The 25,660-nt window shown below is 71.7% G+C and carries 23 protein-coding genes; 10 read left to right on the top strand and 13 right to left on the bottom strand.

Translation table 11 applies throughout. The features are described from left to right. Positions 1–10: 10 nt before the first annotated feature. The 3 genes from KUM40_RS28880 (at position 11) to KUM40_RS28870 (ending at position 3,743) form a co-directional block, all read left to right on the top strand. On the top strand, positions 11–952 hold the full coding sequence (locus KUM40_RS28880; RefSeq protein ID WP_217169126.1) for a carbohydrate ABC transporter permease: 942 nt from the start codon (positions 11–13) through the stop codon (positions 950–952). Between the two features lie 2 nt (positions 953–954). Next, positions 955–1,854, top strand: coding sequence for a carbohydrate ABC transporter permease (locus tag KUM40_RS28875; protein WP_217169125.1), 900 nt, complete (start codon positions 955–957; stop codon positions 1,852–1,854). Between the two features lie 68 nt (positions 1,855–1,922). After that, positions 1,923–3,743 (top strand): glycoside hydrolase family 2 protein, encoded by a 1,821-nt coding sequence (locus tag KUM40_RS28870; protein WP_217169124.1) that lies wholly within the window; start codon positions 1,923–1,925, stop codon positions 3,741–3,743. A 52-nt stretch (positions 3,744–3,795) separates the two neighbouring features. Here KUM40_RS28870 and KUM40_RS28865 read toward each other — a convergent pair whose 3' ends face one another. The 10 genes from KUM40_RS28865 to KUM40_RS28820 all read right to left on the bottom strand — a co-directional run bounded on the left by KUM40_RS28865 (position 3,796) and on the right by KUM40_RS28820 (position 14,608). Next, positions 3,796–4,734: a TauD/TfdA family dioxygenase gene (locus KUM40_RS28865; protein WP_217169123.1), complete on the bottom strand. Its 939-nt coding sequence runs from the start codon at positions 4,732–4,734 to the stop codon at positions 3,796–3,798. A gap of 295 nt (positions 4,735–5,029) precedes the next feature. Continuing rightward, positions 5,030–5,863, bottom strand: a complete 834-nt coding sequence (locus KUM40_RS28860) for a class II glutamine amidotransferase (RefSeq protein WP_217169122.1) — start codon at positions 5,861–5,863, stop codon at positions 5,030–5,032. 28 nt (positions 5,864–5,891) lie between these two features. Further along, positions 5,892–7,370, bottom strand: coding sequence for a glutamate-cysteine ligase family protein (locus KUM40_RS28855; protein WP_217169121.1), 1,479 nt, complete (start codon positions 7,368–7,370; stop codon positions 5,892–5,894). A 164-nt stretch (positions 7,371–7,534) separates the two neighbouring features. Continuing rightward, positions 7,535–8,032, bottom strand: coding sequence for a peptidylprolyl isomerase (locus KUM40_RS28850; protein ID WP_217169120.1), 498 nt, complete (start codon positions 8,030–8,032; stop codon positions 7,535–7,537). A gap of 49 nt (positions 8,033–8,081) precedes the next feature. Next, positions 8,082–9,080, bottom strand: coding sequence for a type I glyceraldehyde-3-phosphate dehydrogenase (gap, locus tag KUM40_RS28845; protein ID WP_217169119.1), 999 nt, complete (start codon positions 9,078–9,080; stop codon positions 8,082–8,084). 153 nt (positions 9,081–9,233) lie between these two features. Further along, positions 9,234–10,190 carry a GlxA family transcriptional regulator gene (locus KUM40_RS28840; protein ID WP_217169118.1) on the bottom strand — a complete coding sequence of 319 codons (957 nt, stop codon included), beginning with the start codon at positions 10,188–10,190 and terminating at the stop codon, positions 9,234–9,236. Positions 10,191–10,229: 39 nt separating this feature from the next. After that, positions 10,230–11,102, bottom strand: a complete 873-nt coding sequence (locus KUM40_RS28835) for an SGNH/GDSL hydrolase family protein (RefSeq protein ID WP_217169117.1) — start codon at positions 11,100–11,102, stop codon at positions 10,230–10,232. A gap of 116 nt (positions 11,103–11,218) precedes the next feature. Continuing rightward, entirely contained in the window at positions 11,219–12,583 is a 1,365-nt protein-coding gene (locus KUM40_RS28830) for an MFS transporter (protein WP_217169116.1), read from the bottom strand. Positions 12,584–12,663: 80 nt separating this feature from the next. Beyond that, a complete protein-coding gene (locus tag KUM40_RS28825) occupies positions 12,664–13,581 on the bottom strand; it encodes an amidohydrolase family protein (RefSeq protein ID WP_217169115.1) in 918 nt (305 codons plus the stop codon). A 1-nt stretch (position 13,582) separates the two neighbouring features. Beyond that, positions 13,583–14,608, bottom strand: coding sequence for an amidohydrolase family protein (locus KUM40_RS28820; RefSeq protein ID WP_217169114.1), 1,026 nt, complete (start codon positions 14,606–14,608; stop codon positions 13,583–13,585). 242 nt (positions 14,609–14,850) lie between these two features. Between KUM40_RS28820 and KUM40_RS28815 the strand changes: the two genes are divergently transcribed. From KUM40_RS28815 to KUM40_RS28795, 5 genes are all read left to right on the top strand, one after another. Next, complete coding sequence (locus KUM40_RS28815) at positions 14,851–15,510, top strand: response regulator transcription factor (RefSeq protein WP_217169113.1); 660 nt, start codon at positions 14,851–14,853, stop codon at positions 15,508–15,510. A gap of 10 nt (positions 15,511–15,520) precedes the next feature. Further along, positions 15,521–16,957, top strand: coding sequence for a HAMP domain-containing sensor histidine kinase (locus KUM40_RS28810; RefSeq protein WP_217169112.1), 1,437 nt, complete (start codon positions 15,521–15,523; stop codon positions 16,955–16,957). Then, a complete protein-coding gene (locus tag KUM40_RS28805; RefSeq protein WP_217169111.1) occupies positions 16,954–17,934 on the top strand; it encodes a TAXI family TRAP transporter solute-binding subunit in 981 nt (326 codons plus the stop codon). The genes KUM40_RS28810 and KUM40_RS28805 overlap by 4 nt, the downstream gene beginning before the upstream one ends. Before the next feature lie 79 nt (positions 17,935–18,013). Beyond that, the gene (gene htpG, locus KUM40_RS28800; RefSeq protein WP_217169110.1) at positions 18,014–19,957 is read left to right on the top strand and encodes a molecular chaperone HtpG; all 1,944 of its coding nucleotides are present in this window, start codon (positions 18,014–18,016) and stop codon (positions 19,955–19,957) included. Between the two features lie 323 nt (positions 19,958–20,280). Further along, positions 20,281–21,579 (top strand): YeeE/YedE family protein, encoded by a 1,299-nt coding sequence (locus KUM40_RS28795; RefSeq protein ID WP_217169109.1) that lies wholly within the window; start codon positions 20,281–20,283, stop codon positions 21,577–21,579. A gap of 50 nt (positions 21,580–21,629) precedes the next feature. Here the strand turns inward: KUM40_RS28795 and KUM40_RS28790 are convergent, their stop codons facing one another. From KUM40_RS28790 to KUM40_RS28780, 3 genes are read right to left on the bottom strand one after another with little or no spacing between them, the layout of a single operon-like run. Continuing rightward, positions 21,630–22,187, bottom strand: a complete 558-nt coding sequence (locus tag KUM40_RS28790; RefSeq protein WP_217169108.1) for a TetR/AcrR family transcriptional regulator — start codon at positions 22,185–22,187, stop codon at positions 21,630–21,632. Between the two features lie 10 nt (positions 22,188–22,197). Then, positions 22,198–22,779, bottom strand: coding sequence for a sugar O-acetyltransferase (locus KUM40_RS28785; RefSeq protein WP_217169107.1), 582 nt, complete (start codon positions 22,777–22,779; stop codon positions 22,198–22,200). 59 nt (positions 22,780–22,838) lie between these two features. Continuing rightward, complete coding sequence (locus tag KUM40_RS28780; protein WP_217169106.1) at positions 22,839–24,047, bottom strand: MFS transporter; 1,209 nt, start codon at positions 24,045–24,047, stop codon at positions 22,839–22,841. Between the two features lie 120 nt (positions 24,048–24,167). Here KUM40_RS28780 and KUM40_RS28775 point away from each other — a divergent pair, with 120 nt between their 5' ends. Both KUM40_RS28775 and KUM40_RS28770 read left to right on the top strand, forming a co-directional pair. Continuing rightward, entirely contained in the window at positions 24,168–24,842 is a 675-nt protein-coding gene (locus KUM40_RS28775; protein WP_217169105.1) for a CatB-related O-acetyltransferase, read from the top strand. Positions 24,843–24,919: 77 nt separating this feature from the next. Beyond that, positions 24,920–25,648, top strand: coding sequence for a GntR family transcriptional regulator (locus tag KUM40_RS28770; protein ID WP_217169104.1), 729 nt, complete (start codon positions 24,920–24,922; stop codon positions 25,646–25,648). The last annotated feature ends 12 nt before the right edge of the window (positions 25,649–25,660 follow it).

Below are 25,660 nucleotides of genomic sequence, written 5' to 3'. Positions count from 1 at the left end.
AGTGACCGACGTGACCACCACCGCACCTCTCGGCGCCGAGGAGCAGACCGAAGCGCCCGCTGTTCCCCCGGGCGGCCGCCGTGCCGTCCTCGGCCGGATACGGACCGGCAACGGGCTCGTGTTCGTCCTGCCGTTCCTGCTCGTCTTCGGCCTCTTCATGGTGTGGCCGATCGTGCAGGGGCTCTGGATGAGCCTCACCGACAGCTCGCTCGCCCTGCGCGACACCAACTTCGTCGGCTTCGACAACTACACCGAGGCCCTCGGCGATCCCGACGTGTGGAGCAGCCTCGGCAACACCGTCTTCTTCACCGTCATCTCCAGCGTGCCGCTGGTGCTGGTCGCGCTCGCCATGGCGCTGCTGGTGCACAGCGGGCTCGCCGGACAGTGGGCGTGGCGACTGGCGTTCTTCGCCCCCTACCTGCTGCCCGTCACCGTCGTGACCATGATCTGGACCTGGCTCTACCAGCCGGAACTGGGCCTGGGCAACCAGCTTCTCGACACCCTCGGCATGGCACCGGTCGGCTGGCTGTCCGACGAGTCCGTCGCCATGTGGTCCGTCGCCGCCCTCACCGTCTGGTGGACGGTCGGCTTCAACTTCCTGCTCTACCTCGCGGCGCTCCAGTCCCTGCCCACGACCTTCGACGAGGCGGCGGCACTCGACGGGGCCGGCGCCTGGCGCCGCCTGTGGTCCATCACCCTGCCGCAACTGCGCAGGACCACCGGTCTGGTGGCCATGCTCCAGGTCCTGGCCTCCCTCAAGGTGTTCGACCAGATCTACATCCTCACCAAGGGCGGCCCCAACGGCTCGACCCGACCCGTCCTCGAGTACGTCTACGACGTCGGCTTCACCGGCTACCGCCTCGGCTACGCCTCCGCCATCTCGTATCTCTTCTTCGCCCTGATCGTCGTCGTCTCGCTCGTGCAGCTCCGCCTCTTCCGCCGGGAGGACTGACCGTGTCCGCAACCGCCACCACCCTCCGTACCCGGCGCCGCCCACCCCGCGAAGCGGCCGGTTCCCCGCTGCTCCTCGGCCACGGCCGCCTGCCCCGCGTGCTGGCCGGAACGACGCTCGTCGTCCTCGCGGTCGTCTGGCTGCTGCCGTTCCTGTGGGCGGTCATCACCTCCGTCCAGAGCGAGGAGGACATCAACACCACCGGGCTGTCCCCGTTCAAGGGCGCCTTCACCCTGGACTCCTACCAGCAGATCCTGGAACGCGGGAACGTCACCGTCTGGGCCTTCAACAGCTTCCTCATCGCCGGCCTGGTCACGCTGATCACCGTCGTGGTCTCCACCCTCGCGGCGTACGGCTTCTCGCGCGGCACCTTCCGCGGCCGCCGGGCACTGCTCGGCGTCACCGTCGCCGCCATCATGATTCCGCCGCAACTGCTCGTCGTGCCGCTGTTCGACCAGATGATCCTGTTCAACCTGGTCGACACCTACGCGGCGGTCATCCTGCCCCAGGTCGTCGCGCCGATGATGGTGTTCATCCTCAAGCGGTTCTTCGACGGCATCCCCAAGGAACTGGAGGAGGCGGCCCGGATCGACGGAGCCTCCGAGTTCCGGGTCTTCCGGTCGATCGTGCTGCCGCTGTCGCGGCCGATCGTGGCCGCGGTGGCGATCTTCGTCTTCATCGGCGCCTGGAACAACTTCATGTGGCCGTTCATCGTCACCAACGACGCCGACCTGATGACCCTCCCGGTGGGCCTGGCCACCGTGAAGGACGCCTACGGCATCCAGTACGCGCAGTCCATGGCCTCCGCCCTGCTGGCGGCGCTGCCACTGATCGTGGTGTTCCTCCTCTTCCAGCGCCGCATCGTCAACTCCGTCGCCACCACCGGCCTCGGCGGTTCCTGAACCACGCCCCCACAGCCGTACACCCGGGTCCGGCGCCCGCGCCGGCCCACCGATCGACTGGAGCATGTGTGCCCACTCACTCCGTACCGCGCCCGGAGTACCCGCGACCGCAGTTCGTGCGCCGCGACTGGCTCAACCTGAACGGCGCCTGGCAGTTCGAGACCGACCAGGGGGACAGCGGCCTCGAACGCGGCCTGCCCGACCGTGAGCTGCGCGAGGAGATCCTCGTACCCTTCCCGCCCGAGTCGGAGCTGTCCGGCATCGGCGACACCGACTTCCTGGAGGCCGTCTGGTACCGGCGCTCCGTCGCCCTGCCGGCGGCCTGGGCCGGACGCCGCGTACTGCTGCACTTCGGCGCCGTCGACCACGACACCACCGTGTGGGCCGACGGCAGGGAGGTCGCCCGGCACCGCGGCGGCTTCACCCCCTTCACCGCCGACCTCGGCGACGTCGCCGGGGCGGGGGAGGAGGTCGTCGTCACGGTCCGGGCCCGCGACCCCAAGTCCGGCCCGCAGGCCCGCGGCAAGCAGGCGATCGAGTACGCCAACCACGACTGCAACTACACCCGGGTCACCGGCATCTGGCAGACCGTCTGGCTGGAGCCCGTCCCCCAGACACACCTGCGCCGCCCCCGCATCACCCCCGACCTGGCCGGCTCCGCCTTCCACCTCGAACTGCCCCTGTCCGGCAACCGGCCCGGACACCGGGTGCGCGCCGTCCTCAGCGACGCCGACAGCGAGGTGAGCCGCGCCGAGGCCCGCGCCGACCTCGACCTCGCCCCGCGCCTGCACCTGCCGGTGCCGGACGGCCGGCGCCGCGAGTGGGGCCCGGACGACCCCCACCTGTACGACCTGCGCCTCGAACTCCTCGACGCCGCCGGGCAGGTGGTCGACAGCGCCGAGAGCTACGCCGGTCTGCGCGCCGTGGGGCTGCGCGGCAAGGCAGTCCTGCTCAACGGGCGCCCGCTCTTCCAGCGTCTCGTCCTCGACCAGGGCTGGTACCCGGACGGGCTGATGACCGCCCCGACCGACGAGGCGCTGGTGAGGGACATCGAGCTGGGCATGGCGGCCGGCTTCAACGGCGCCCGCCTGCACCAGAAGGTCTTCGAGGAGCGCTTCCTGTACCACGCCGACCGCCTCGGCTACCTGGTCTGGGGCGAGTTCGGTGACTGGGGCTGCGAGACCGGCGGCTCCTCGGGCGACAACCAGAAGCCGGACGCCTCCTACGTCGCCCAGTGGCTGGAGGCGCTGGAGCGCGACTACTCGCACCCCTCGATCATCGGCTGGTGCCCGCTCAACGAGACCTACCAGAAGCTGCACGACCGCGTCACGCAGCTCGACGACGTGACTCGCGCGATGTTCCTGGCCACCAAGGCCATGGACACCACCCGACCGGTCGTCGACGCGTCCGGCTACGCCCACCGGGTCGCCGAGACCGACATCTACGACTCCCACAGCTACGAGCAGGACCCGGCCGCCTTCCGGCAGTTGATGTCCGGCCTCGCCAAGGACGCGCCCTTCGTCAACGCCTACGAGAACGGTGCCCCGTACTCGCAGCCGTACCGCGGCCAGCCGTACTTCGTCAGCGAGTTCGGCGGCATCTGGTGGGATCCGGAGGCGGCGGCCGCCCAGTCGGGCGAGGACCGCACCGAGTCCTGGGGCTACGGCGAACGCGTCCGCGACGAGGACGAGTTCCACGAGCGGTTCAGCGGCCTGACCGGAGTGCTGCTCGGGGACCGGGATATGTTCGGCTACTGCTACACCCAGTTGACCGACGTCTTCCAGGAGCAGAACGGCATCTACCGCTTCGACCGCGGCGAGAAGCTCGACGTCGCCCGCGTCCGCGCCGCCCAGCAGCGCCCGGCGGCGATCGAGGAGCCGGAGGCCTAGCGTGCCCGGAGCCGGAGGCGGATCGCCGCCTCCGGCTCGCGCGGACCCGCGATCAGAAGGGGCGGTCCCCCTCGATGGCGACGCGTTCGGCGACCCGCCGCTCGGATCCGTAGTCGCCCACGGCGTAGTGCTGGGTGGCGCGGTTGTCCCAGAAGGCGATGTCGCCGGGCTGCCAGCGAAAGCGCACCTGGTACTCGGGCACGTGCGCCTGCTGGAAGAGGAAACGCAGCAGCCGGTCGCTCTCGTCCCGGTCCATGCCGGTGATGTGGGTGGTGAAGGACGTGTTGACGAACAGCATGCGCCGGCCCGTCTCCGGGTGCGTGCGCACGACGGGGTGTTCCACGGGCGGGAAGAGGTCCTGGTGCGGCAGCAGCCGCTCGGACCCGTAGAACCGCGCGAAGCCCGGGATGAAGTCGTGCACGGCCCGGGCGCCGTCGATGCGGTCCTTCACCTCCTGGGGCAGGTTGTCGTAGGCGGCCGACATGTCCGCCCACATCGTGTCCCCGCCGAACGGCGGCACCTCGCGGAGCTGGAGCACCGCACCGAGCGCGGGCCGCTCACGGAAGGTGACGTCGGTGTGCCACACGTTCTCGTACGTCGGTGCGGCCCCGGCGCCCTTGTCGAACCGGACGACGTCGTCGCTGGAACCGGCGGCGAGCAGCGGGTTGGTCTCCAGCGCGCCCCAGTGGCCCGCGAAGTCGCGCTGCTGCCCGGAGGTGAGGTGCTGGGCGCGGAAGAACAGCACCTTCCACTCCAGCAGGGCCCGGTTCAACTCCTCGCGCAGCGCGGGAGTGAGCGGGCGCGTGAGGTCGGCGCCCCGGATCTCGGCGCCGATCGTGCGGGCCTGCGGAACGACCTCGAAGAGCTCGTAGGGCCGTTCCTCCGCTCCCTCGGGCAGTCGGCGCAGCGTGCGCCGGCCCTCGTACATTCCGTCCTCCGGGATGCGCGCTTCGCGCAGGACGGTGCTCGGGCCGACGGCCGTGACGGACATGGGAGTCCTCCTCAATGACTGTGCGCGTGAAATCCGGCCCGGGGGGTGGCGCGAGAGCACCGCCGGGAGGCCGGGGAAACGAACGTGCTACGGGTGCTCCGGGCCGTGGACCGGAGAGAATGCCGACGGGCTACGACGCGACAGGCGTCGGGCGGTCGGTGCGAAGAAGGCCGTTAAAGGCCGGAACGCTCACAGCCGGTTCGTTCGGGCACGCGGGGACACTCCGCCGTGGTGCCGAACCGGTATGTGGTCATGGCACCGATTGTGTGATCTTTCCTCGCCCGTGTCAATGGGGTCACGGAGCGCGGGGTACGAAGGGAAGCAGCTCGTCGCCCTCCGGCTGGACGACCCCGTAGCTGCTCTCGGGCACCTTGTTCCAGACGCCGGGCAGGTCACCCAGGGGTTCCGACACGATCAGGCGGGTGCTGTCGGACGCCTCCTTCAGGAAGGGCAGCCCGGGGTGCAGCGCGCGCAGGCTCTCCACCCGGCTGCTGTAGTAGAGCGAGCGCGACTGTGCCTGGCTGGAGTAGCGGAAGGCCCACAGCCGCCGTCCGTCGGTCACGGCAACGGTCATCTGCAGCGGGGACTCCACGCCGTGCTCGTGGCCGATCTCCTCCACAAGCCCCGCCATCCGGGACACGGCCGCGGGAGGGTCGTCCTCCAGGCCGAGCGTGAGCGCCAGGTAGAACATCATCTCCGAGTCCGTCGATCCCTCGATGTCGAGGAAGAGCCGCGGATCGACGGCCAGGGCGAGATCCCGGCGCAGCCGGTGGAACTCGGCGATCGCGCCGTTGTGCATCCACATCCAACGGCCGTGGCGGAACGGGTGGCAGTTGGTCTGCTGCACCGCGCTGCCCGTCGAGGCCCGTATGTGCGCGAAGAACAGGGGCGAACGGACATGGCTCGCGATCTCCCGCAGGTTGCGGTTGCTCCAGGCGGGACCGACCTCCCGGACGATCGCCGGTGTCGTCATCTCCGGCCCGAACCAGCCGACGCCGAAGCCGTCCCCGTTCGTCGTCTCGACGCCCATGCGGGCGTGCAGGCTCTGGTCGATGAGCGAGTGCTCGGGCTGGTAGAGCAGGGACTCCAGGAGTACGGGTGTCCCCGAATAGGCGAGCCATCGGCACATCGCTCCGTCGCCTCCCTGGCCCCGGACGTCAGTCGACCGGCCAGGTGTGGACCGGGGCGTTGAGGTGCATGTAGTCCATGTACTGCCGGGTCATCCGGCGCAGGGCCTCGTGCCGGCCCGGCCGGGCGGTGGCGTCGATGTGATGGAGCATCTCCTTCTGCCAGACCGCGCCGTTGCGGCCGGTGACGCACCGCTGCTCGATGATGCCGAGCAGCGGCTCCCGCCAGGCCGCGTCCATGCCGGACAGCTCCAGCCCGCGGTGCGCCAGCGGCAGCAGCCGCCGCAGGACGAGTTCGGGCACGGTCACCTCGCCCACTCCGGGCCAGTAGAGATGGGCCTCGATGCCGTGCCGGGCGGCGGTGTGCAGGTTGTCCTCGGCGACCGAGAACGACATCCGCGACCACACCGGCCGCTCCTCCTCCACGAGGGCGCGGGTGAGGCCGTAGTAGAAGGCGCCGTTGGCGAGGGTGTCGGCGACGGTCGGTCCCGCGGGCAGTACGCGGTTCTCCACGCGGACGTGCGGTTTGTCGTGGGCGACGGCGTAGACGGGCCGGTTCCAGCGGTAGATGGTGCCGTTGTGCAGGGTGAGTTCGCCCAGCTCGGGGATGTCGCCGCGGTCGAGGGTCTCGGCGGGGTCCTGGTCGTCGCACAGGGGCAGCAGCGCCGGGAAGTAGCGCAGGTTCTCCTCGAAGAGGTCGAAGACGCTGTTGATCCACCGCTCCCCGAACCACACCCGGGGCCGCACCCCCTGTGCCTTGATCTCCTGCGGCCGGGTGTCGGTGGCCTGCTCGAACAGGGGGACACGGCTCTCGTGCCACAGCTCCTTGCCGAGCAGAAAGGGCGAGTTGGCGGCGAGCGCGACCTGGACGCCCGCGATCGCCTGGGCCGCGTTCCAGTAGTCGGGGAACTCCTCGGGGGTCACCTGGAGGTGGAACTGGGTGCTGGTGCAGGCGGCCTCCGGGGTGATCGTGTCCGCGTAGGTCCGCAGGCGGTCGACGCCGTCCACCTCGATGTGCAGGTCCTCGCCCCGGGCCGCGAACACCTGGTCGTTGAGCAGCCGGTAGCGCGGGTTCTCCGACAGGGCGGCCTCGCCGACGTCCGACTGGCGCAGCGTGGGCAGGATGCCGACCATGATCAGATGGGCGCCGACCGACGTGGCGCGGTCCTCGGCGTGGTTCAGGGCGACGCGGATCTCGGTCTCCCAGGCGTCCGGACCGCCCGCCGTCAGCCGCCGGGGCGGGATGTTGATCTCCAGGTTGAACCGGCCCAGCTCGGTCGACCAGGCGGGGTCCGCGATCGCCTCGAGCGCGTCGCTGTTGCGCATCGCCGGCTCGGCCCCGTCGTCGACCAGGTTCAGCTCGATCTCGAGGCCCACCTGGGGCCGCTCGGTCTCGAACCGGGACTCGCCCAGCATCTGCGCGAAGGCCTCGAGGCACTCCTGCATCTTGATCCGGTATCGGCGGCGGTCCTCGCGGGTGAAGACCAGCGCCGGGACGTCCCGTCCCATCGGTCCTCCCGGGGTTGCCTTCCTCGGACGCTCCTCCATCCCAGCGTCGCACCACCGGGCGCACCCCACCAGACGGGACGGAACGGGACAGAACAGGGGGCCCACCGCGCGGTGCGCGGTGGGCCCCCACAGGTTCGGACCCTTGTGTGCGGCCGAGCGGTCCCTCAGACCTTGCCGGACTCCCGCACGGTGATCTTCGCGGAGGTGCGGCCCGACGGCGAGGAGCCGTAGCCCTCGACCTTGTCGACCACGTCCGTGCCCTCGACGACCTTGCCGAAGACGACGTGCTTGCCGTCCAGCCAGGGGGTGGGCACGGTGGTGACGAAGAACTGGGAGCCGTTGGTGTTCGGACCGGCGTTCGCCATGGAGAGCAGGTACGGCTCGGTGTGCTTGAGCTGGAAGTTCTCGTCCGCGAACTTCTCGCCGTAGATGCTCTTGCCCCCGGTGCCGTCACCCCGGGTGAAGTCACCGCCCTGGAGCATGAACTGCGGGATCACGCGGTGGAACGGGGCACCCGCGTAGCCGAAGCCGTGCTCGCCGGTGGCCAGCTCGATGAAGTTCTTGGCGGTCTTGGGGGTGACGTCCTCGAAGAGTTCGAAGACGATGCGGCCCGCATCCTGGCCGTCGATGTCGATGTCGAAGTAAATCTTGGAATTGCTCATCCCGCCATTGTGACGTGCGACCCCCCGTGATGCCGAACCGGCTGCTCCTTCAGCGTGTGGCGAGCAGTCCGAGGGTGTCGATCACGCGGTTCGAGAAGCCCCACTCGTTGTCGTACCAGGCGACCACCTTGACGTGCCTGCCCTCGACGCGGGTCAGGGCCGAGTCGAAGATCGACGAGGCCGGGTTGCCCGTGATGTCGGAGGAGACCAGCGGGTCCTGCGAGTACTCCAGCACCCCGGCCAGCGGTCCCTCGGCGGCGGCACGGTAGGCCGCCAGGACGTCCTCGCGCGTCACGTCGCGGGCGACCGTCGTGTTCAGCTCGACGATCGAACCCACCGGGACCGGCACGCGGATCGAGTCGCCCGACAGCTTGCCGTCCAGGGCCGGCAGCACGAGGCCGATCGCCTTGGCGGCGCCCGTCGTGGTCGGCACGATGTTCACCCCGGCGGCCCGGGCGCGGCGCGGGTCGCGGTGCGGACCGTCCTGGAGGTTCTGCTCCTGCGTGTAGGCGTGCACCGTCGTCATGAAGCCGTGCTCGATGCCGGCCAGCTCGTCCAGCACCGCGGCCAGCGGCGCGAGGGCGTTGGTGGTGCAGGACGCGTTGGAGACGACCGTGTGCGCGGCCGGGTCGTAGGCGTCGGTGTTCACGCCGTATGCGAGTGTCACGTCGGCGCCGCTGGACGGCGCGCTGACCAGGACCTTCCGCGCGCCCGCGGTGAGGTGGGCGCGGGCGGCGTCGGCCGAGGTGAAGCGGCCGGTCGCCTCCAGTACGAGGTCGACGCCGAGCTCCGCCCAGGGCAGCCCGGCCGGCTCGCGCTCGGCGAGCACCTTGATGCGGTGACCGTCGACGACGAGGGTGTCCCCGTCGACGGTCACCGGGCGGCCGAGCCGGCCGGCCGTCGAGTCGAAGGCGAGCAGACGGGCCAGGGTGGCGGGCTCCGTGAGGTCGTTGACGGCGACGACCTCGAGCTTGGTGTCGCGTTCGAGCAGCGCGCGCAGCACGTTGCGTCCGATGCGGCCGAATCCGTTGATGCCGATGCGAGTCATGAGTGGTGTGTCCCTTCGTTCGCCACCAGGTCCTTCACCACCAGGCTCGCGCGCGCCGTCCGCGCGTGGCAGCGGCGTGAGTGCCACGGTTCGCAAGGATCACGCCAGACGCGCCAGGGGCGCCAGGGGCGCCAGGCGTGCGCGGAGCCCCGGCTACTCGCCCCGGGCGAAGGTGCGCCGGTACTCGCCGGGGGTGGTGCCGAGGATGCGGTGGAAGTGCAGCCGCAGGTTCGCGCCGGTGCCCAGACCGACGTCGGCGGCGATCTGCTCGATGCCGCGCTCGGAGCGTTCGAGCAGCTCACGGGCCATGTCGATACGGGCCCGCATGATCCACTGCATCGGCGTGTACCCGGTGTCGTCGACGAAGCGCCGGGAGAGGGTGCGCGCCGACACCGCCGCGTGCCGGGCCAGTGCCTCCAGGGTGAGCGGCTCACCGAGCCGGCGCAGCGCCCACTCGCGGGTGGCGGCGAACCGCTCACCCAGCGGCTCGGGCACGCTGCGCGGCACGTACTGGGCCTGACCGCCGCTGCGGTAGGGGGCCGCGACGAGGCGGCGGGCCGCGTGGTTGGACGCGGACACCCCGAGGTCCCCGCGCAGGATGTGCAGGCACAGGTCGATGCCCGAGGCGGCGCCCGCGGACGTCAGGACGCTGCCCTCGTCCACGAACAGCACGTTCTCGTCGACCCGCACGAGCGGATGCTTCGCCGCGAGCGCCCGCGTGTAGTGCCAGTGCGTGGTGGCCCGCCTGCCGTCGAGCAGGCCCGTGGCGGCGAGCGCGAACGCACCCGTGGAGATGGCGGCGAGCCGCGCGCCCCCGTCGTGGGCCGCCGTCAGCGCGTCGACGACGGCGCGCGGCGGGTCGTCGACGTCGGGGGACCGGTAACCGGGGAGGAAGACCACGTCGGCCCACGCCAGCGCGGCCAGGCCGTGGGCGACGTGGTACGACAGGCCGTCACCGCCGGTCACCAGGCCGGGCGCCGCCCCGCACACCCGTACCTCGTACGGCATGCTCGCGCGTGTCGTGAACACCTGCGCCGGGATGCCGACGTCGAGCGGTTTCGCGCCTTCGAGCACGAGGACGGCGACGCGGCGCAGGTGGGAGGACGGCACGGGGAAAGCGTACGCGGGGACGTGCGGGGGACACGCGGCTCAGCTCAGGCCGAGGACGCTCATGGTGTGCTCGGCCATGCGCCGCTCGCCGAGGGCGTTGGGGTGGACGGGGACGAGGCTCCGCCCGAACAGGAGCGGTTCGATCCAGCGGGTGCCGGGGGCCTCGCAGGCGTCGTGGCCGTCGGACACCCGGGAGAAGTCCACATAGGTGGCACCGGTCTCCTCGGCGGCCCGTTCGACGACCGCGTTGAGGTGCGCCTGGATGGCCCGCAGGTAGGGCACGTCACCGGCGGCGACCGGCAGCTTCGCGAAGCAGGACGGGTCGGCGGTGGCCGGCGTGATCCACGGGTAGCCGAGGGCCGCCACCCTGGCGCCCGGGGCCTCGGCCCGGACGGCGAGCAGCGCGGCCTTGAGCGCGGGATAGGTGTTGGCCTCGATCTCGTCGTCGAAGGACGTGCCGTGCTTGTCCTTGCACGGGCTGCCCCTGCCGCCGCTGAGGACGCCCGCCGTGCCGCAGGCCGTGATGGCGTTGATGAACGTGTTGTTGTCGTTGCCGCCGATGGTGAGCGTGACCAGGTCCGTGCCGGTGTCGAGCGCGTCCACCTGGGGGGCGACGCCCGGGTACTGGGCCTGCGTGAAGTCGGCGGTCTCGGCCGCGCCGCAGGTGACGTCCTTGAGACGGGCGCCCGTCGCGTCGGCGATGACGTGGGGGTAGTTCGCCGTCGAGCGCAGGCAGAGCAGGTTGGTGGGGTCGACGGGCAGGACGCCCGAGCCCGCGCTGTAGCTGTCGCCCAGGGCGACGTAGTCGAGGGCCGGGGTGGTGTGGGCGGTGGCGTCGGTGACGCCGAGGGCGAGCGTGCCGACGGCGGCGGCTGTCGCGGTCATGACACGGCGAAGGGCATGCTTCGGCATGTGCGCTCTCTTCTCGGGGAGGAGGGGCGGCAGCGGTGTTACTGGGCGGTTCTACTTTTAAGTAAGGTGCAGCGCCGTTGACTCGAAGTCAACGCCGCTGACCGAACTTGTCGTCGTCAGACCCGGCCCGCCGCGCCGGCCGACGGAGCCGGAGCCGGAGCGGGACGGGCCGGTCGCGTACGGGGCCCGAATATGCCCAGTACGACGGCGCCGACCAGCCAGGTGCCGGCGATGAAGTAGAAGACGCTCCGGTAGCCGTGGGCGTGGTAGAGCGCCGCCACGATCAGCGGTCCCGCCGCGTTCGACAGACGGCCGAGGCCGTAGGACACGCTCGTGCCGAGCGAACGCCCGCGTGTGTCGAACAGTTCGGGCGAGTAGGCGTAGCCGAGGGCCGTGTAACCGCGCTCGAAGAGGTTCACCAGGAAGCCGAACACGATGATGAGCACCGGGTTGAACGTCAGACCGTACAGGAGCCCGCACAGCGCGATCAGCGTGCCGAAGGCGGCCAGGCACCACTTGCGTTCGAACCGGTCGGTCACCAGGGCCGCCAGATAGGAACCGAGAGGTGCGCCCACCGTGGTCAGCGCCACATAGAAGACGGACTTCTCCACGCTGAAGCCCTCCTTGGCCAGCAGCGTCGGCGCCCAGCTCGAATAGCCGAAGAAGCCGATGGTCTGGGTGACCCACAGGACCGTGAGCAGCAGTGTCGGCAGCAGGTACTTGCGCTGGAGCAGCAGCCGCAGCGGCGCCTTGGCCACCGGCTTCTCCTCGACCGGGGGCGCCGGCTCGGGCAACGGCCCGTGTTCCGCGGCCACCCGGGCCTCGATGTCGCGCAGCACCGCGTCCGCGCTCGCGTGGTCGCCGCGGCTCTCGTGCCAGCGGGGCGACTCCTTGAGATGCCGCGTGAACAGGACGAGCAGGATGCCGAGGGAACCCCACAGGTAGACCAGGCGCCAGGTCCAGTCGGCGAGCGGCACGACGCCGCTGGCGATGAGGTTGGTGACCGGCGTGCCGCAGATGCCGACGACGATGGCGTACGCCTGGTACTTGCCGCGGACGGCGGACGGGTACATCTCGTTGACGTAGATGACCGCGACGACGGTCATCGCCGAGAGGCCCGCCGAGGTCAGCACCCGGAACACGGTCAGTGACACGAGGTCCCAGGAGAACGCCGAGGCGAAGGAGAACACGCCGAAGAACAGCGTCGTCAGCAGCAGCGTGCGCTTGCGGCCCAGCCGGTCGGCCACCGCTCCGGCGACGACCGAGCCGAGGCACATGCCGACGAACGAGAGCGAGGTGACGTAGGCGACCTGGTCGATCGTGATGCCCCACAGGTCGACGAGTTTCGGGGCGGTGGTGGCGAAGGTGTTGATGTCCGCGAACTCGAAGAAGTACGCGAACGACACGGCGAGCAGGGTGGCTTTGTGGAACCGGGAGACCGGCAGCCGGTCCAGCCGGTTCAGCGCGTTGGCCTGTTGCATGGCGGGTCCTAGGGGAAGGGGCCGAAGGGAACGAAGGGGGTGAATGAGACGGGGGCGAGGCCGGGCGGGGAGCGGGCGGCTCAGGCCTCGCCGGGCCAGTACAGGCGCGTCGGGTTGTCGACCAGCAGCCGGTGCCGCTGCTCCTCGGTGACGGCCACCCGGCGTACGTGGTCGACGAGGAGTCCGTCGTCGGGCATGTGGCCGGTGAGGTTGGGGTGGGGCCAGTCGGTGCCCCACAGCACGCGGTCGCCGAACTCCTCGACGACGCGGCGGGCGAAGGGGACGACGTCCGTGTAGGGCCGCCGCTCTCCGTCCAGGGCGGCCGGCCCGCTCACGCTCAGCCGCTCGGGGCAGGACACCTTGACCCACACGTCGTTGCGCTCGGTGAAGCGCAGGAAACGCGTGAACTCGGGCCCGTCCACCGGCCGCGTCACGTCCGGCCGGCCCATGTGGTCCACCACGAGCGGGGTCGGCAGCGAGGCGAAGAAGTCCGCCAGCTCGGGCAGGTCGGCGCTCTCGAAGTAGAGGACGATGTGCCAGCCGAGCGGGGCGATCCGCCGTGCGACGGCACGCAGTTCGTCCTTCGGCGACGAGTCGACCAGCCGTCGTACGAAGTTGAACCGCACCCCACGCACGCCCGCCGCGTCGAGCGCCCGCAACTCGGCGTCGCCGACGTCCGGCCGGACGGTCGCCACGCCGCGCGCCCGCCCGTCGCTCGCGCGCACGGCGTCGAGCATGGCGCTGTTGTCCGCGGCGTGGCACGTGGCCTGGACGACGACGGTGCGGGAGACGCCCAGGTGGTCGCGGAGGGCGAAGAGCCGCTCCTTGCCCGCGTCGCACGGCGTGTACTTGCGCTCCGCAGCGAAGGGGAACTCGGCCTGGGGGCCGAAGACATGACAGTGTGCGTCGACCGTGCCGGGCGGCAGCCGGAAGGAGGGCACGGCCGGATCCGGGTGCCAGTCGAGCCAGCCGGGGGTCTTGGGAGCGAGGGCGGTCATCTCATCGCCCCTGTCGCTTCAGCAGCGCGTCGAGACGCGGGTACACGGCACGGGCGTTGTGCTCCTGGACGGCGGCGACGTGTTCCGCGGGCAGCGAGGACGCCTCTACATAGCGCCGCGTGTCGTCGAAATGGTGGCCCGAGCGGGGATCGACGTCCCGCACGGCGCCGATCATCTCCGAGGCGAACAGCACGTTGCGCGCCGGGACCACGTCCAGCAGCAGGTCGATGCCCGCCTGGTGGTACACGCAGGTGTCGAAGAAGACGTTGCCCAGGACGTGCTCCTCCAGCGGAGGCTTCCCCAGCGCCATGGCCAGGCCCCGGAACCGGCCCCAGTGATAGGGAACGGCACCGCCGCCGTGCGGGATCACCAGCCTCAGCGTCGGGAAGTCCGCGAACAGGTCGCCCTGCACGAGCTGCATGAACGCGGTGGTGTCGGCGTTCAGGTAGTGCGCGCCGGTGGTGTGGAAGGCCGGGTTCACGCTGGTGCTGACGTGGACCATCGCTGGGACGTCGTACTCGACCAGCTTCTCGTAGAGCGGGTACCACGAACGGTCGGTGAGCGGGGGAGCGGTCCAGTGGCCGCCCGAGGGGTCCGGATTGAGATTCACCGCGACCGCGCCGTACTCCTCGACACAGCGTGTGAGTTCCGGGACGCAGGTGGCCGGGTCGGCGCCCGGCGACTGCGGCAGCATGGCGGCGGGGACGAAGCGCTCGGGGTGGAGCAGGGCGACCCGGTGGCACAGCTCGTTGCACAGGGCCGCCCACGCGGCGGAGGTGCGGAAGTCGCCGACGTGGTGGGCCATGAAAGACGCCCGCGGCGAGAAGACGGTCACGTCGATGCCGCGCTCGTCCATCACGCGCAACTGGTTCGGCTCGACGCTCTCGCGCAGTTCGTCGTCGCCGATCCGCAGGTCGGCGGGCGACGGCCGGGCGGACGGATCGGCGAGAGCGGCGATCTGCCTCTCCCGCCAGTCGGCCAGGGGCGGCGGGGCGGTGGTGTAGTGGCCGTGACAGTCGATGATCATGAATGTGTCCTTCGTGGTCGTCTCGTCGTCGACCGCGGCAGCCTCTCCCCGCCGTCGAGGGGCCGGGAGACGGCCGGACACAGAACTAACCTCGCCTTAACAGAGCGGGACGCCGCCCCCTGTCCACCCTGCGGACCTGGTGAAACACGCCACCGCTCGTGGTCTACATTCGGACGCGGATATTCCTATTCCGACAGTGCGGGGCCCGGTGTCGGAATCTGGTGTCGGAAGGAGGCGGCGGGATGCGGATTCTGCTGGCCGAGGACGACGACGGGGTCGCCGGAGCGCTCGTCGAGGTCCTGTACGACCACGGCCACCTCACCCGCAGGGTCACCCACGGCAGGGATGTGCTGACCTACCACCGCAGCTCGGACCTGCTGCTCCTCGACCTCGGCCTGCCCGACGTCGACGGACTGGAGGTGCTGCGCAGACTGCGGACGGTCAGCGAACTGTCGGTGGTGGTGCTGACCGCCCGCGGCGACGAGCGTTCGGTGGTGCGTGGGCTGCGGCTCGGCGCCGACGACTACCTCGTCAAGCCGGTAAGGCTCACCGAACTGCTCGCCCGCATCGAGGCCGTCACCCGGCGCACCGCCGCCCAGGCGCCGCCCGGCCCGCGGACCGTGCGGGTCGGTGACGTGGAGATCGCGCTCGACGCTCGGCAGGTGCACGTCGGCGGGGCGGAGGTCGAGCTGACCACCAAGGAGTTCGACGTCCTCGCCGTACTGGCCCGCCGCACCGGGACGGCGGTCAGCCGCGAACAGGTGCTGGACGAGGTGTGGGGCGACGCCCACCACGCCGTGTCACGCTCCCTGGACGTCCACCTCACCCAGTTGCGGGCCAAGCTGGGCCGCCCGGAGCTGCTCACCACCATCCGCGGCTTCGGCTTCCGGCTCGGCGACTGAGGGCCGGCGCGTGCGTACCCGGGTACAGACGGTGCTGCTGCTGTTCGGCGTGCTGGCGGTCGCCGCCTTCGCCGTCCCGCTGCTGCTGTTCACCGCCTCCGACCGCACCCAGCAGCTCGTCCTCGCCCGCAGCTCCGACCTGGACCGCTTCGCGTCCCTCATGGACCGGGCGGCCGGCACCGGGGACACCTCGGCGATCACGGTCGAGGCACGGCGCTACACCCTGCTCTACGGTGAACCCCTCGTCGTCACGGACACCCGCGGGCATCCCGTCGTCCAGACGGGCGGCATGCGCGCCGCCGACCCCGCCGTCGCCCGGCTGATCGACAAGGCCCTGCGCAACCAGACCGCGCACCCCGGCAGCGCCCTGCGTCCGTGGTCGCGGGGGCACCGCATGTTCGCGGAACCGGCCGGTACCGGGACACAGGTCTCCGGCGCCGTGGTGCTGCGGGCCGACGTGGACGCGGCCACCGGGGACATCGCCCGGCGGTGGGCCGCCGTCCTGGCCGGCACCGCGCTGGTCGCCCTCGCCTGCACGGTCCTCGCCCGCGCGGCGACCCGGTGGGTGGTCAGCCCGCTGCGGCGGCTGGACCGGGCGGTCGGCGAGCTGGCCGCGGGACTCCCGCCCGAGCACACCCTGCCGAGGGTCGCGCAGCGCCGGCGCGGCTCCGCGGCCGGCGGCCCGCCCGAGCTGCGCCAGCTCGCCACCGGGTTCAACCGCATGGCGCGTACCGTCACCGCCGCCCTCGAACAGCAGCGCCGGCTGGTCGCCGACACCTCGCACCAGATGCGCAACCCCATGGCCGCGCTCCGGCTGCGGGTGGACGCCCTCCACATCCACCTGCGCCCGTCGGCCGACCGTGCCTACGCCGGGGTCAACACCGAACTCGACCGGCTCGAGACCCTGCTCGACGACATGCTCGCCCTCGCCGCCGCCGAACACCGGGCCGGGGAACTCACGGTGACCGACGACTCGGACACCGGATGCGACGCGGCCGAGGTCGCGCTGAACCAGCACCGGCTCTGGGAGCCCGTCGCCGAACGCGCCGGAGTCCGCCTCGCCGTCGAGGCCGGCGAGCCCGTCACCGCGCTCTGCACGGACCGGGAACTGGCCCAGGTCACGGACATCCTCCTGGACAACGCGATCAAGTACGCAGGCCGCGGCGCCCGGGTCCGGCTGGCGTGCACCACGGAGGGCCCGTACGCGGTCGTCACCGTCACGGACGACGGCCCCGGCCTGCGGTCGGCGGAGATCCACCGGGCCACCACCCGGTTCTGGCGCTCGGACCACCAGGCCGGGACGTCCGGCACGGGACTGGGACTGGCCATCGCCGAACAGCTCCTCGCGGGACGCGACGGCCGCCTGGAACTCGCCCCGGCGCACCCACGGGGCCTGCGGGCCCGCGCCGTCGTGCCCGGCGCCCGACGCCGGCAAGGCACCCGGTGAACCGGCGTACGGCACTGCGCGCCGCGCTCGCGACCGCCACGTCCGGCACCCTCGGCGGGCTGCTCGCGGGCGACCACGCGCGGGACGGCTCCGGTCCGAGCGGTCTGCTGCGGCTGGCCACCGGCGAACCCACCGCCTTCTACGCGGCCTTCGGCCGGCTCCTCGCCACGCAGGTCGAAGCGGCGTATCCCGGCCTGAGCTGCCGCGTACGCACCACCGCCGGCAGCGTCACCAACATCGAACTGCTCCGCGACGGCCACGCCGACCTCGCGCTCGTCCTCACCGACACCGCCCGGGCCGCCCAGGGCACCGCGCTGTTCCCACGGCCCGTGCCCCTGAGGGCGATCGGCAGGGTCTACGAGACGTACCTCCAGTTCGCCGTGCGCGCCGACGCCCCGGTGCGCGCCGTGGCCGACCTCGCCGGGCACCCCGTCTCGCTCGGCGCCGCCGGTTCCGGCGCGGCCCTGCTGGGCGCCCGTCTCCTGAGCGCCGCCGGCCTCTCGCCCGGCACCGACGTGCCGGTACGGCATCTGCGCCTGGCCGACGCGGCCGATGCCCTGCGCACCGGCTCCGTCGTCGGCCTGCTCGTGGCGGGCGGGGTGCCGCTGCCCACCCTCTCCGCCCTCGACCGGGACCCGGGCCTGCGCTTCCTGCCACTCGCCGGCCTCCTGCCCGCGCTCGCCGGCGGGGACGGCATGGCGGGTGCGGGACTGGAGGAGGTGTCACTGCCGCAGAGCGCGTACCGCTCCTCGGCCGGTGTCGCCACCGTCGGCGTGTCCAACCTGCTCGTGTGCCGCCCCGACCTCGACCCCGCCGTGGCCGGCGCCCTGACACGGCTCCTGGTCCAGCGCGCCCCCGAGTTCGTGCCCGAGCACGCGGTGGGCGCCCAGTTCCTCGACGTCCGCAGTCTGATCGGCACGGGCAGTGTCCCGCTGCACCCGGGGGCGGTGGAGGCGTACCGGTCGCTGCACGGTTAGCCCGGTTGGCCGCCCGCGCTGTTCTAAAGTTGGTCACGCCAGTGCTGACGAACGCAACCCTGTGAGGTACTCACCAGCCATGACGACCGAAACATTTGAGTTCCAGGTAGAGGCACGTCAGCTCCTCCAGCTAATGATTCACTCCGTCTACTCGAACAAGGATGTCTTCCTGCGCGAGCTCGTCTCCAACGCCTCCGACGCGCTGGACAAGCTGCGCCTCGCCGCCCTGCGCGACGACGCCCCCGACGCCGACGTCAGCGACCTGCACATCGAGCTGGAGGTCGACAAGGACGCCCGCACGCTGACCGTGCGGGACAACGGCATCGGCATGTCGTACGACGAGGTCACCCGGCTGATCGGCACCATCGCCAACTCGGGCACCGCCCAGTTCCTCGAGGAGCTGCGCGAGGCCAAGGACGCGGCCAAGGACGCCGCCGGGGCCGGGGCCGGAGCCGGGGCCGACGGGCTCATCGGCCAGTTCGGCGTCGGCTTCTACTCGGGGTTCATGGTGGCCGACGAGGTCACCCTGGTCACCCGGCACGCGAGCGAGGCCCAGGGCACCCGCTGGTCGTCGCGCGGTGAGGGCACGTACACCCTGGAGCGGCTCGACGAGGCACCGCAGGGCACCGCGGTCACGCTGCACCTCAAGCCGGCCGACTCCGACAACCAGCTCCACGACTACACGTCCACGTGGAAGATCAAGGAGATCGTCAAGCGGTACTCGGACTTCATCACCTGGCCGGTCCGCCTGCTGCCGGAGCCTCGCGACGCCGAGGCCGACGACGCCGCCGAGGCCCGCGAGGCCGAGACGCTCAACTCGATGAAGGCCCTGTGGGCGCGCCCGCGCGACGAGGTGTCCGACGACGAGTACCACGAGCTGTACAAGCACATCGGCCACGACTGGCGCGACCCGCTGGAGACGATCCGGCTCCAGGCGGAGGGCACCTTCGAGTACCAGGCCCTGCTCTTCGTGCCCGCGCACGCCTCGCACGACCTGTACAACCAGGGCTACCAGCGCGGCGTCCAGCTCTATGTGAAGCGCGTCTTCATCATGGACGACTGCGAGGAACTGCTGCCGCCCTACCTCCGCTTCGTCAAGGGCGTCGTCGACGCGCAGGACCTCTCGCTCAACGTCTCCCGCGAGATCCTCCAGCAGGACCGTCACATCCGCATGATCCAGCGCCGCCTGACGAAGAAGGTCCTGGCCACGGTCAAGGACCTGATGACGTCCGCGCCGGACCGCTACTCCACGTTCTGGCGGGAGTTCGGCGCCGTCCTGAAGGAAGGACTGGTGACCGACTCCGACAACCGCGACGCGATCCTCGCCGCCTCCTCCTTCGCGTCCACGCACGACGCCGACGAGCCGACCACGCTGAGGAGTTACGTGGAGCGGATGAAGGACGGTCAGGCCGACATCTACTACATGACGGGCGAGTCCCGGCAGGCCGTCGAGAACTCCCCGCACATGGAGGCGTTCCGGGCCAGGGGCGTCGAGGTGCTGCTGCTGACCGACGCCGTGGACGAGGTCTGGGCCGACGCGGTGGGGGAGTACGAGGGCAAGCCGCTGCGTTCGGTGGTCAAGGGGGAGATCGACCTCGGCGCGGAGCAGGACGACAAGAGCGACGCCGAGAAGGACAGGCAGAGCGAGGAGTACGCCGGGCTGCTCGGCTGGATGACGGAGCACCTCGGCGAGGACGTCAAGGAGGTCCGCCTCTCCTCCCGCCTCACGGTCTCGCCGGCCTGCGTGGTCTCCGACGCGGGTGAGCTGACACCCGCCCTGGAGAACATGTACCGGGCGATGGGCCAGGAGGTGCCGAGCGCCAAGCGGATCCTCGAACTCAACCCGGAGCACCAGCTCGTGAAGACCCTGAACCGGGCCCACACGGACCAGCGGGACCGCACGGAACTCACCGAGAGCGCCGAACTGCTGCACGCTCTTGCGGTACTCGCCGAGGGCGGCCGGCCGAAGGACCCCGCCCGGTTCGTGAAGCTGGTGGCGGACCGTCTGGAGCGCACCGTGTAGCCGTTCCCGGTCACGAGGTGAGGCCCGCGGTGGCGGCCTGGGTTCCAGCGGCCGCCGCACCTGGGCCCCGGCCTGCCGTCTCGCCATGCGTACGCGCCATCCGCATGGCGAGACGGCATGGCGTCCGGAGCGCTCTCCTCCGTATATTCGTGCGCATGTCTGCCTCGGCTCCGCTGCTGTGCCTCGCGCTCTTCGCGAACTCGGCGTGGTGCGTCGACGACGGCCTCTGTCGCCGCTGAACCCCGCACCGGCCGCGTGATCCCCGCCGCCGGTCCGCCCAGCGCCATGCCCGCCGTCCCCGTGCACCACCCCGGAGATCTCCCGTGACCACCGCACCCCCGGCCGGGCCGGCCCCGGCCGCGCCGCCGCGCGCGCCCGCCGTCCTGTTCGCCCCCTCGCCCACCTCCTCGGCACGGCCCGAGGCACCGCCCCTGCCTCCGGTGCGCCGGACGCCGCTCGTGGTGTCCGGGCTGCTCGCCGCCGCCCTGACCGCGTACGTGTGGTCCGCGCACGGCGCCGAACCGGGCGTGCTCCTCCTGCTCGGCCTCGGCCTGGGCATCGCCCTCTTCCACTCCCGGTTCGGCTTCACCTCCGCCTGGCGGCAGCTCGTCGCCGTCGGCAACGGCTCCGGACTGCAGGCGCACGCCCTGCTGCTCGGCACCACGGCGACCCTGTTCGCGCTCCTCATCGGCACGGAGACCGGGCTGTTCGGCTCCCAGCCGGCACCGTCCGCCGGGCCGATCGGCGTCGGCCTGTTCGCCGGCTCGGCGCTCTTCGCGATCGGCATGCAGCTCGGCGGCGCCTGCGCCTCGGGCACCCTCTTCGCCGTCGGCTCGGGACAGACGTCGATCGTGCTGACCCTCGGCGGCTTCGTCGCGGGCGCCACGCTTGCCGCCTGGCAGTTCGACCTGTGGAAGGACCTCCCCGCCTGGGATCCCGTCGTGCTGTCCGACCATGTCGGCCGGTTCGGCTCCTGGGCCGTGACCATCGTGGCTCTGCTGCTCGTGGTGCTGGTCAGCAGGCGTGTCCAGGCCCGCCGCAACCCGCCGCCCCTGGGCGCGGTGCCCTCGGCGCGCGGTGCCGCGCTGCGGGCGCTGCGCGGCTCGTGGCCACTGGCCGTCGGCGCCCTCGCGCTGGCCGTGCTCGGCGCGGGCGTCCTGCTGGTCTCCGGCGGTGCCTGGGGCGTCACCAGTGCCTTCAGCCTGTGGGGCTCGGAACTGGTCGGCGCGCTCGGCGGCCACCCGGAGAACTGGACCTGGTGGCAGCGGCCCGGCAACGCCGAGATGCTGGCCGGTCCGGTGCTCGCCGACAAGACCAGCCTCACCGACATCGGCATCATGATCGGCGCCGCCGTCGCCGCCTCGCTCGGCGGCACCTGGGCGCTGCACCGGGGCATCCCCTGGCGTACCGCCGTCGCGGCGGTGCTCGGCGGTGTGCTGATGGGCATCGGCGCCCGACTGGCCGGCGGCTGCAACATCGGCGCCTATCTGGCGGGCATCGCCTCGGGCAGCCTCAGCGGCTGGCTGTGGGGAGCCTTCGCGCTGGCCGGCACCTGGGCGGGCCTCAAGCTGCGGCCGCTGTTCGGCCTGGGCAACCCCAAGCCGGGCGACGGCGTCTGCTGACCGGGGGATGCCCGTGCGGCACGGGGGTCAGGCCCGCGCCGCACGGGCCGCTAGGGTGCGCGCCGGTCCGTGGTGGTGACGCGGGCGATGGCCTCGACGGTGAGAGCCCGCCCGTGGGGCTCACGGGCCAGTGCGCGGTGCAGCGTCAGCCCCTCGATGAGGGCGTCGAGCTGCCGGGCCGTCTCCGGGTCGAAGTGCTTCTCCAGGTGGACGCGGCTGCGGCGCATCCACTCGTGGGTCAGCTCCCGGTAGGCCGGCTGACGGGCGGCGAGCGTGTACAGCTCCTGGGTGAGCACCAGGTCGCGCTGGCTTTCCTCGGACAGCTCGTGCACGAGGTCGGCCACCGCCGCCCGGGCCTGGTCGCGGTCGCCCGCGGCACCGAGATGGGCGTCGAACACGGCGACGATGTGGTCGGTGAAGCGGCCGAACGCCTCCCGCAGCAGCTCGTCGATGCCGCTGAAGTGGTAGGTCATCGACCCCAGGGGTACCCCGGCGCGTGTCGCGATCTTCCGGTGGGAGACGCGTGCGATGCCCTCCTCGGCGATCAGGTCGAGGGTGGCGGCGAGGATGCGCTCACGCCGCTGCGGATCGGTGTGTCCGGTTGCCATGGGAGCAGACTTACACCTTCCGCACCGGCCGGGCGGGGTTGCCGACGGCCACGACGTTCGCCGGCACGTCCTTGGTGACGACCGCTCCGGCGCCGATGACCGAGTTGTCCCCGATGGTCACGCCCGGCAGCACGATCGCGCCGCCGCCCAGCCAGACGTTGTCGCCGACGACGATCGGCCGGGCGGCCTCCAGTGTGTCGCGCCGCGGCTCCGCCTCCAGGGGGTGTGTGGGAGTGAGCAGTTGGACGTTGGGCCCGATCTGGCAGTCCTCGCCGATGGTGATCGCCGCGACGTCCAGCGCCGTCAGGTTGTAGTTGACGAAGGTGCGCGCACCGACGGTGATGTTGCTGCCGTAGTCGACGTACAGCGGCGGCCGCACATGAGCCTCCGCGCCCAGGGAGCCGAGCAGTTCCGCGAGGACCGGCCGCGCGGCCTCCGTGTCCTGCGCGTACGCGGCTTGGTAGCGGGCGGCCAGCCGCACGGCCCGCTGCTGCCTGCGGGCGATCTCCGGATCGTCGGCGATGTACAGGTCGCCCGCCAGCATGCGCTCGAGGTTCGTGCGGGGGTCGTCCGCGAAGTGGTCTGTCGGCATGGGCCCGATCGTACCCCCGAAAGCGTACGAACGTACACTCTCGTACGGTGCGGTGCGGCTCACTGTCGGCGCGAGCGGAGCACTCCCGCGCACAGCAGCACGAGAAGCCCCGCGAGCGGCACGACCAGCAGCCCCACCCGCAGACTCGTGGCGTCGGCGACCAGCCCCACGACAGGCGGGGAGAGCAGGAAGCCGAGCCGCATCAGCCAGGAGACGATGGTCAGCCCCGACCCGGGTTTGAGGCCCGGCAGTTCGTCGGCCTCGTGCATCGCCGCCGGAACGAGGGTCGCCACCCCGAACCCGGCCGCGGCGAACCCGAGAACCGTCCCGGGCACCGTCGGCACGGCCAGTGCCAGGCCCATGCCGACCGCGGCGATCAGGGCGCCCGAGCGGGCCACCGCGCGCTGACCGAAGCGGTCCACGAGCCGGTCGCCGACGATGCGGCCGACGAACTGGGCGCCGACCAGGGCGACATAGCCGGAGGCGGCCAGCGCCACCGTCGCGTGCAGCGAGTCGGAGAGGTAGAGGGTGGCCCAGGAACTGCCCGCGTCCTCGACGAGGGTGCCGGCCGTGGCGATGAGGACGAGCGCGGCCAGCACGTAGCCGGTGCGCGGTCCCGTCGCCGGGGCCCGCTGCTCCCGGGGCGCGCGGTCCTCGGCGTCGGTCTCCCCGGCCGGTTCCGTCTCGGGGCCCGGCAGGCACAACCGCAGGGCGGCGCACGCCGCGACCGCGAACACCACGGCGGAGAAGAGCAGGTGCGGCCCCCGTGGGACGCCGAGCGCGATCGCACCGGCGGCCATGGACCCGCCGGTGACGGCGCCGATGGACCAGATGGCGTGGAAGGAGTTGATGATGGAACGCCCGTAACGGCGCTGCACCCGCAGACCGTGGGCGTTCTGCGCGACGTCGGTGAAGGCGTCCATGGCCCCGGCCAGGAACAGCGCCCCCGCGAACACCGCCACCGAGTCCGCGAGGCCCGCGGCCAGGATGCCCACCCCGGTCAGCAGCGTGCCGCCGACCGCCACCCGCGCCGAGCCGAACCGGCGCACGAGTACCCCGGCCGCGGGCCCGGCCGCTATGGCGCCCGCCGGGAACGCCGCCACGGCCAGTCCGTAGGCGGCGTTCCCGATGCCGAGGTCCGCCTTGATCTGCGGATACCTCGGCAGCAGGTTGGCGAACAGGGCCCCGTTGGTGAAGAACAGCACGGCGACGGCCACGCGAGCCCGCCGATCGGCCAGGACGGGCCGGCGCAGTACGTCAACAGTCATGCGCGGGAGCCTACCCGCCAGGGCGTACGAACGTACACTCCTCGCGTCGTGGGCCGGGCAGTACATTGCGACGATCGTGGAACCGAGTCATGCCCACGCGACCGTGAGGAACCACCCGCCATGCCACTGCCATTGCCCGTGCCGGCGCCCGTGCCCGCGGACCCGACGGTGCTCCACCCGATGCCCGAGCAGCCCAGGGTGGTGCTCCTCAAGCCGTTGGTGACCTCCCCGCTGATCGAGGTGGGGGAGTACACCTACTACGACGACCCGGACGACGCGACGGCATTCGAGACACGCAACGTGCTCTACCACTACGGCCCCGAGAGGCTCGTCATCGGCGGCTTCTGCGCACTGGGGACGGGCACGCGGTTCATCATGAACGGCGCCAACCACCGCATGGACGGTCCCTCGACCTTCCCCTTCCCCACCATGGGCGGCTCCTGGGCCGAGCACTTCGACCTGCTCGGCGACCTGCCGAACCGCGGTGACACGGTCGTCGGCAACGACGTCTGGTTCGGCCACGGCACGACCGTCATGCCCGGCGTGCGGATCGGCCACGGCGCGATCGTCGGCGCGGGCTCCGTGGTCACCCGGGACGTGCCCGACTACGGGATCGTCGCCGGCAACCCCGCCCGCCTCGTCCGCACCCGGTACTCCGACGAGGACGTCGCCCGACTGCTGGCGGTGGCCTGGTGGGACTGGCCGGCGCGGCTCATCACCGAGCACGTGCGGACGATCATGTCGGGCACGATCGCCGACCTCGAGGCGGCGGCCCCGGAGCGGCGGCACGGGTGACCGTACGCTCCCTCACCACCCGCCCACCTCGGTAAACTGGCGACCGCCGTAACGCACAGCACACTGAGGAGACCCGGATGCCGGCACACGACCCGTCCGTCTCCGACGACGTGGCCGGGGCGGGGTCGGGGGCGGGTGGACCGTCGGCGGCGCCCGTCCGGCAGGTGCTGTCCGACAGCGTCTACGAGAATATCAAGGCCATGGTCATGGACCATGGGATCGCCCCCGGCGCCCGCGTGGGCATCGAGGCGCTGGCCCGCACGCTCAACGTCTCCCCGACCCCCGTACGCGAGGCGCTCGCCCGGCTGGAGTCCGACGGTCTCGTCGTCAAGCGCTCCCTGTCCGGGTACCGGGCGACCGAACTGCTGACCCGGCAGGGCGTGGAGGAGCTGTTCGAGATGCGGCTGCTGCTGGAGCCGAGGGCCGCCGCACTGGCCGCCCGCCACGCCGACGACGCCCAACTCGACGCCGTCGAGGCGATCCTGGAGGACATGCAGGTCCACCCCGGTCCCGCCGGACCGTACGCGGCCTACCGGGACTTCGCCGCCCTGGACCAGCGCTTCCACGACGCGGTCGCCGGGGCCGCCCACCGGCCGCTGCTCGCGGACGCGGTGGAGCGGCTCCACTCCCACCTGCACATCTTCCGCCTCAGCAGCCTCCAGAGCGAAGGGGCACCGACCCTCGCGGAGCACGAACGCGTGGTCCGCGCGATACTGCGCCGCAGGCCCGAGCGTGCCGCCGAGGCGATGGCCGACCACCTCACCCGCAGCCTGGAGCGACAACTCGGCCGATTCCCGGAGACATGACCCCCCGGCCAC

The sequence above is a fragment of the Streptomyces sp. AC512_CC834 genome (assembly GCF_019049325.1).
In the GTDB taxonomy this organism is placed as follows: domain Bacteria; phylum Actinomycetota; class Actinomycetes; order Streptomycetales; family Streptomycetaceae; genus Streptomyces.
This window is presented reverse-complemented; position numbering and strand designations above follow the sequence as displayed.

Excerpts from the sequence above, each read along its gene's own strand:
- KUM40_RS28860 (WP_217169122.1), bottom strand. The coding sequence starts at position 5,863 with ATGTGCCGATGGCTCGCCTATTCGGGGACACCCGTACTCCTGGAGTCC.
- KUM40_RS28830 (WP_217169116.1), bottom strand. The coding sequence starts at position 12,583 with ATGCAACAGGCCAACGCGCTGAACCGGCTGGACCGGCTGCCGGTCTCC.
- KUM40_RS28825 (WP_217169115.1), bottom strand. The coding sequence starts at position 13,581 with ATGACCGCCCTCGCTCCCAAGACCCCCGGCTGGCTCGACTGGCACCCG.
- htpG (WP_217169110.1), top strand. The coding sequence starts at position 18,014 with ATGACGACCGAAACATTTGAGTTCCAGGTAGAGGCACGTCAGCTCCTC.
- KUM40_RS28775 (WP_217169105.1), top strand. The coding sequence starts at position 24,168 with ATGCCACTGCCATTGCCCGTGCCGGCGCCCGTGCCCGCGGACCCGACG.
- KUM40_RS28855 (WP_217169121.1), bottom strand. The coding sequence starts at position 7,370 with ATGGGACGGGACGTCCCGGCGCTGGTCTTCACCCGCGAGGACCGCCGC.
- KUM40_RS28865 (WP_217169123.1), bottom strand. The coding sequence starts at position 4,734 with ATGTCCGTCACGGCCGTCGGCCCGAGCACCGTCCTGCGCGAAGCGCGC.
- KUM40_RS28790 (WP_217169108.1), bottom strand. The coding sequence starts at position 22,187 with ATGGCAACCGGACACACCGATCCGCAGCGGCGTGAGCGCATCCTCGCC.
- KUM40_RS28820 (WP_217169114.1), bottom strand. The coding sequence starts at position 14,608 with ATGATCATCGACTGTCACGGCCACTACACCACCGCCCCGCCGCCCCTG.
- KUM40_RS28835 (WP_217169117.1), bottom strand. The coding sequence starts at position 11,102 with ATGCCGAAGCATGCCCTTCGCCGTGTCATGACCGCGACAGCCGCCGCC.
- KUM40_RS28780 (WP_217169106.1), bottom strand. The coding sequence starts at position 24,047 with ATGACTGTTGACGTACTGCGCCGGCCCGTCCTGGCCGATCGGCGGGCT.
- KUM40_RS28770 (WP_217169104.1), top strand. The coding sequence starts at position 24,920 with ATGCCGGCACACGACCCGTCCGTCTCCGACGACGTGGCCGGGGCGGGG.
- KUM40_RS28785 (WP_217169107.1), bottom strand. The coding sequence starts at position 22,779 with ATGCCGACAGACCACTTCGCGGACGACCCCCGCACGAACCTCGAGCGC.
- gap (WP_217169119.1), bottom strand. The coding sequence starts at position 9,080 with ATGACTCGCATCGGCATCAACGGATTCGGCCGCATCGGACGCAACGTG.
- KUM40_RS28850 (WP_217169120.1), bottom strand. The coding sequence starts at position 8,032 with ATGAGCAATTCCAAGATTTACTTCGACATCGACATCGACGGCCAGGAT.
- KUM40_RS28815 (WP_217169113.1), top strand. The coding sequence starts at position 14,851 with ATGCGGATTCTGCTGGCCGAGGACGACGACGGGGTCGCCGGAGCGCTC.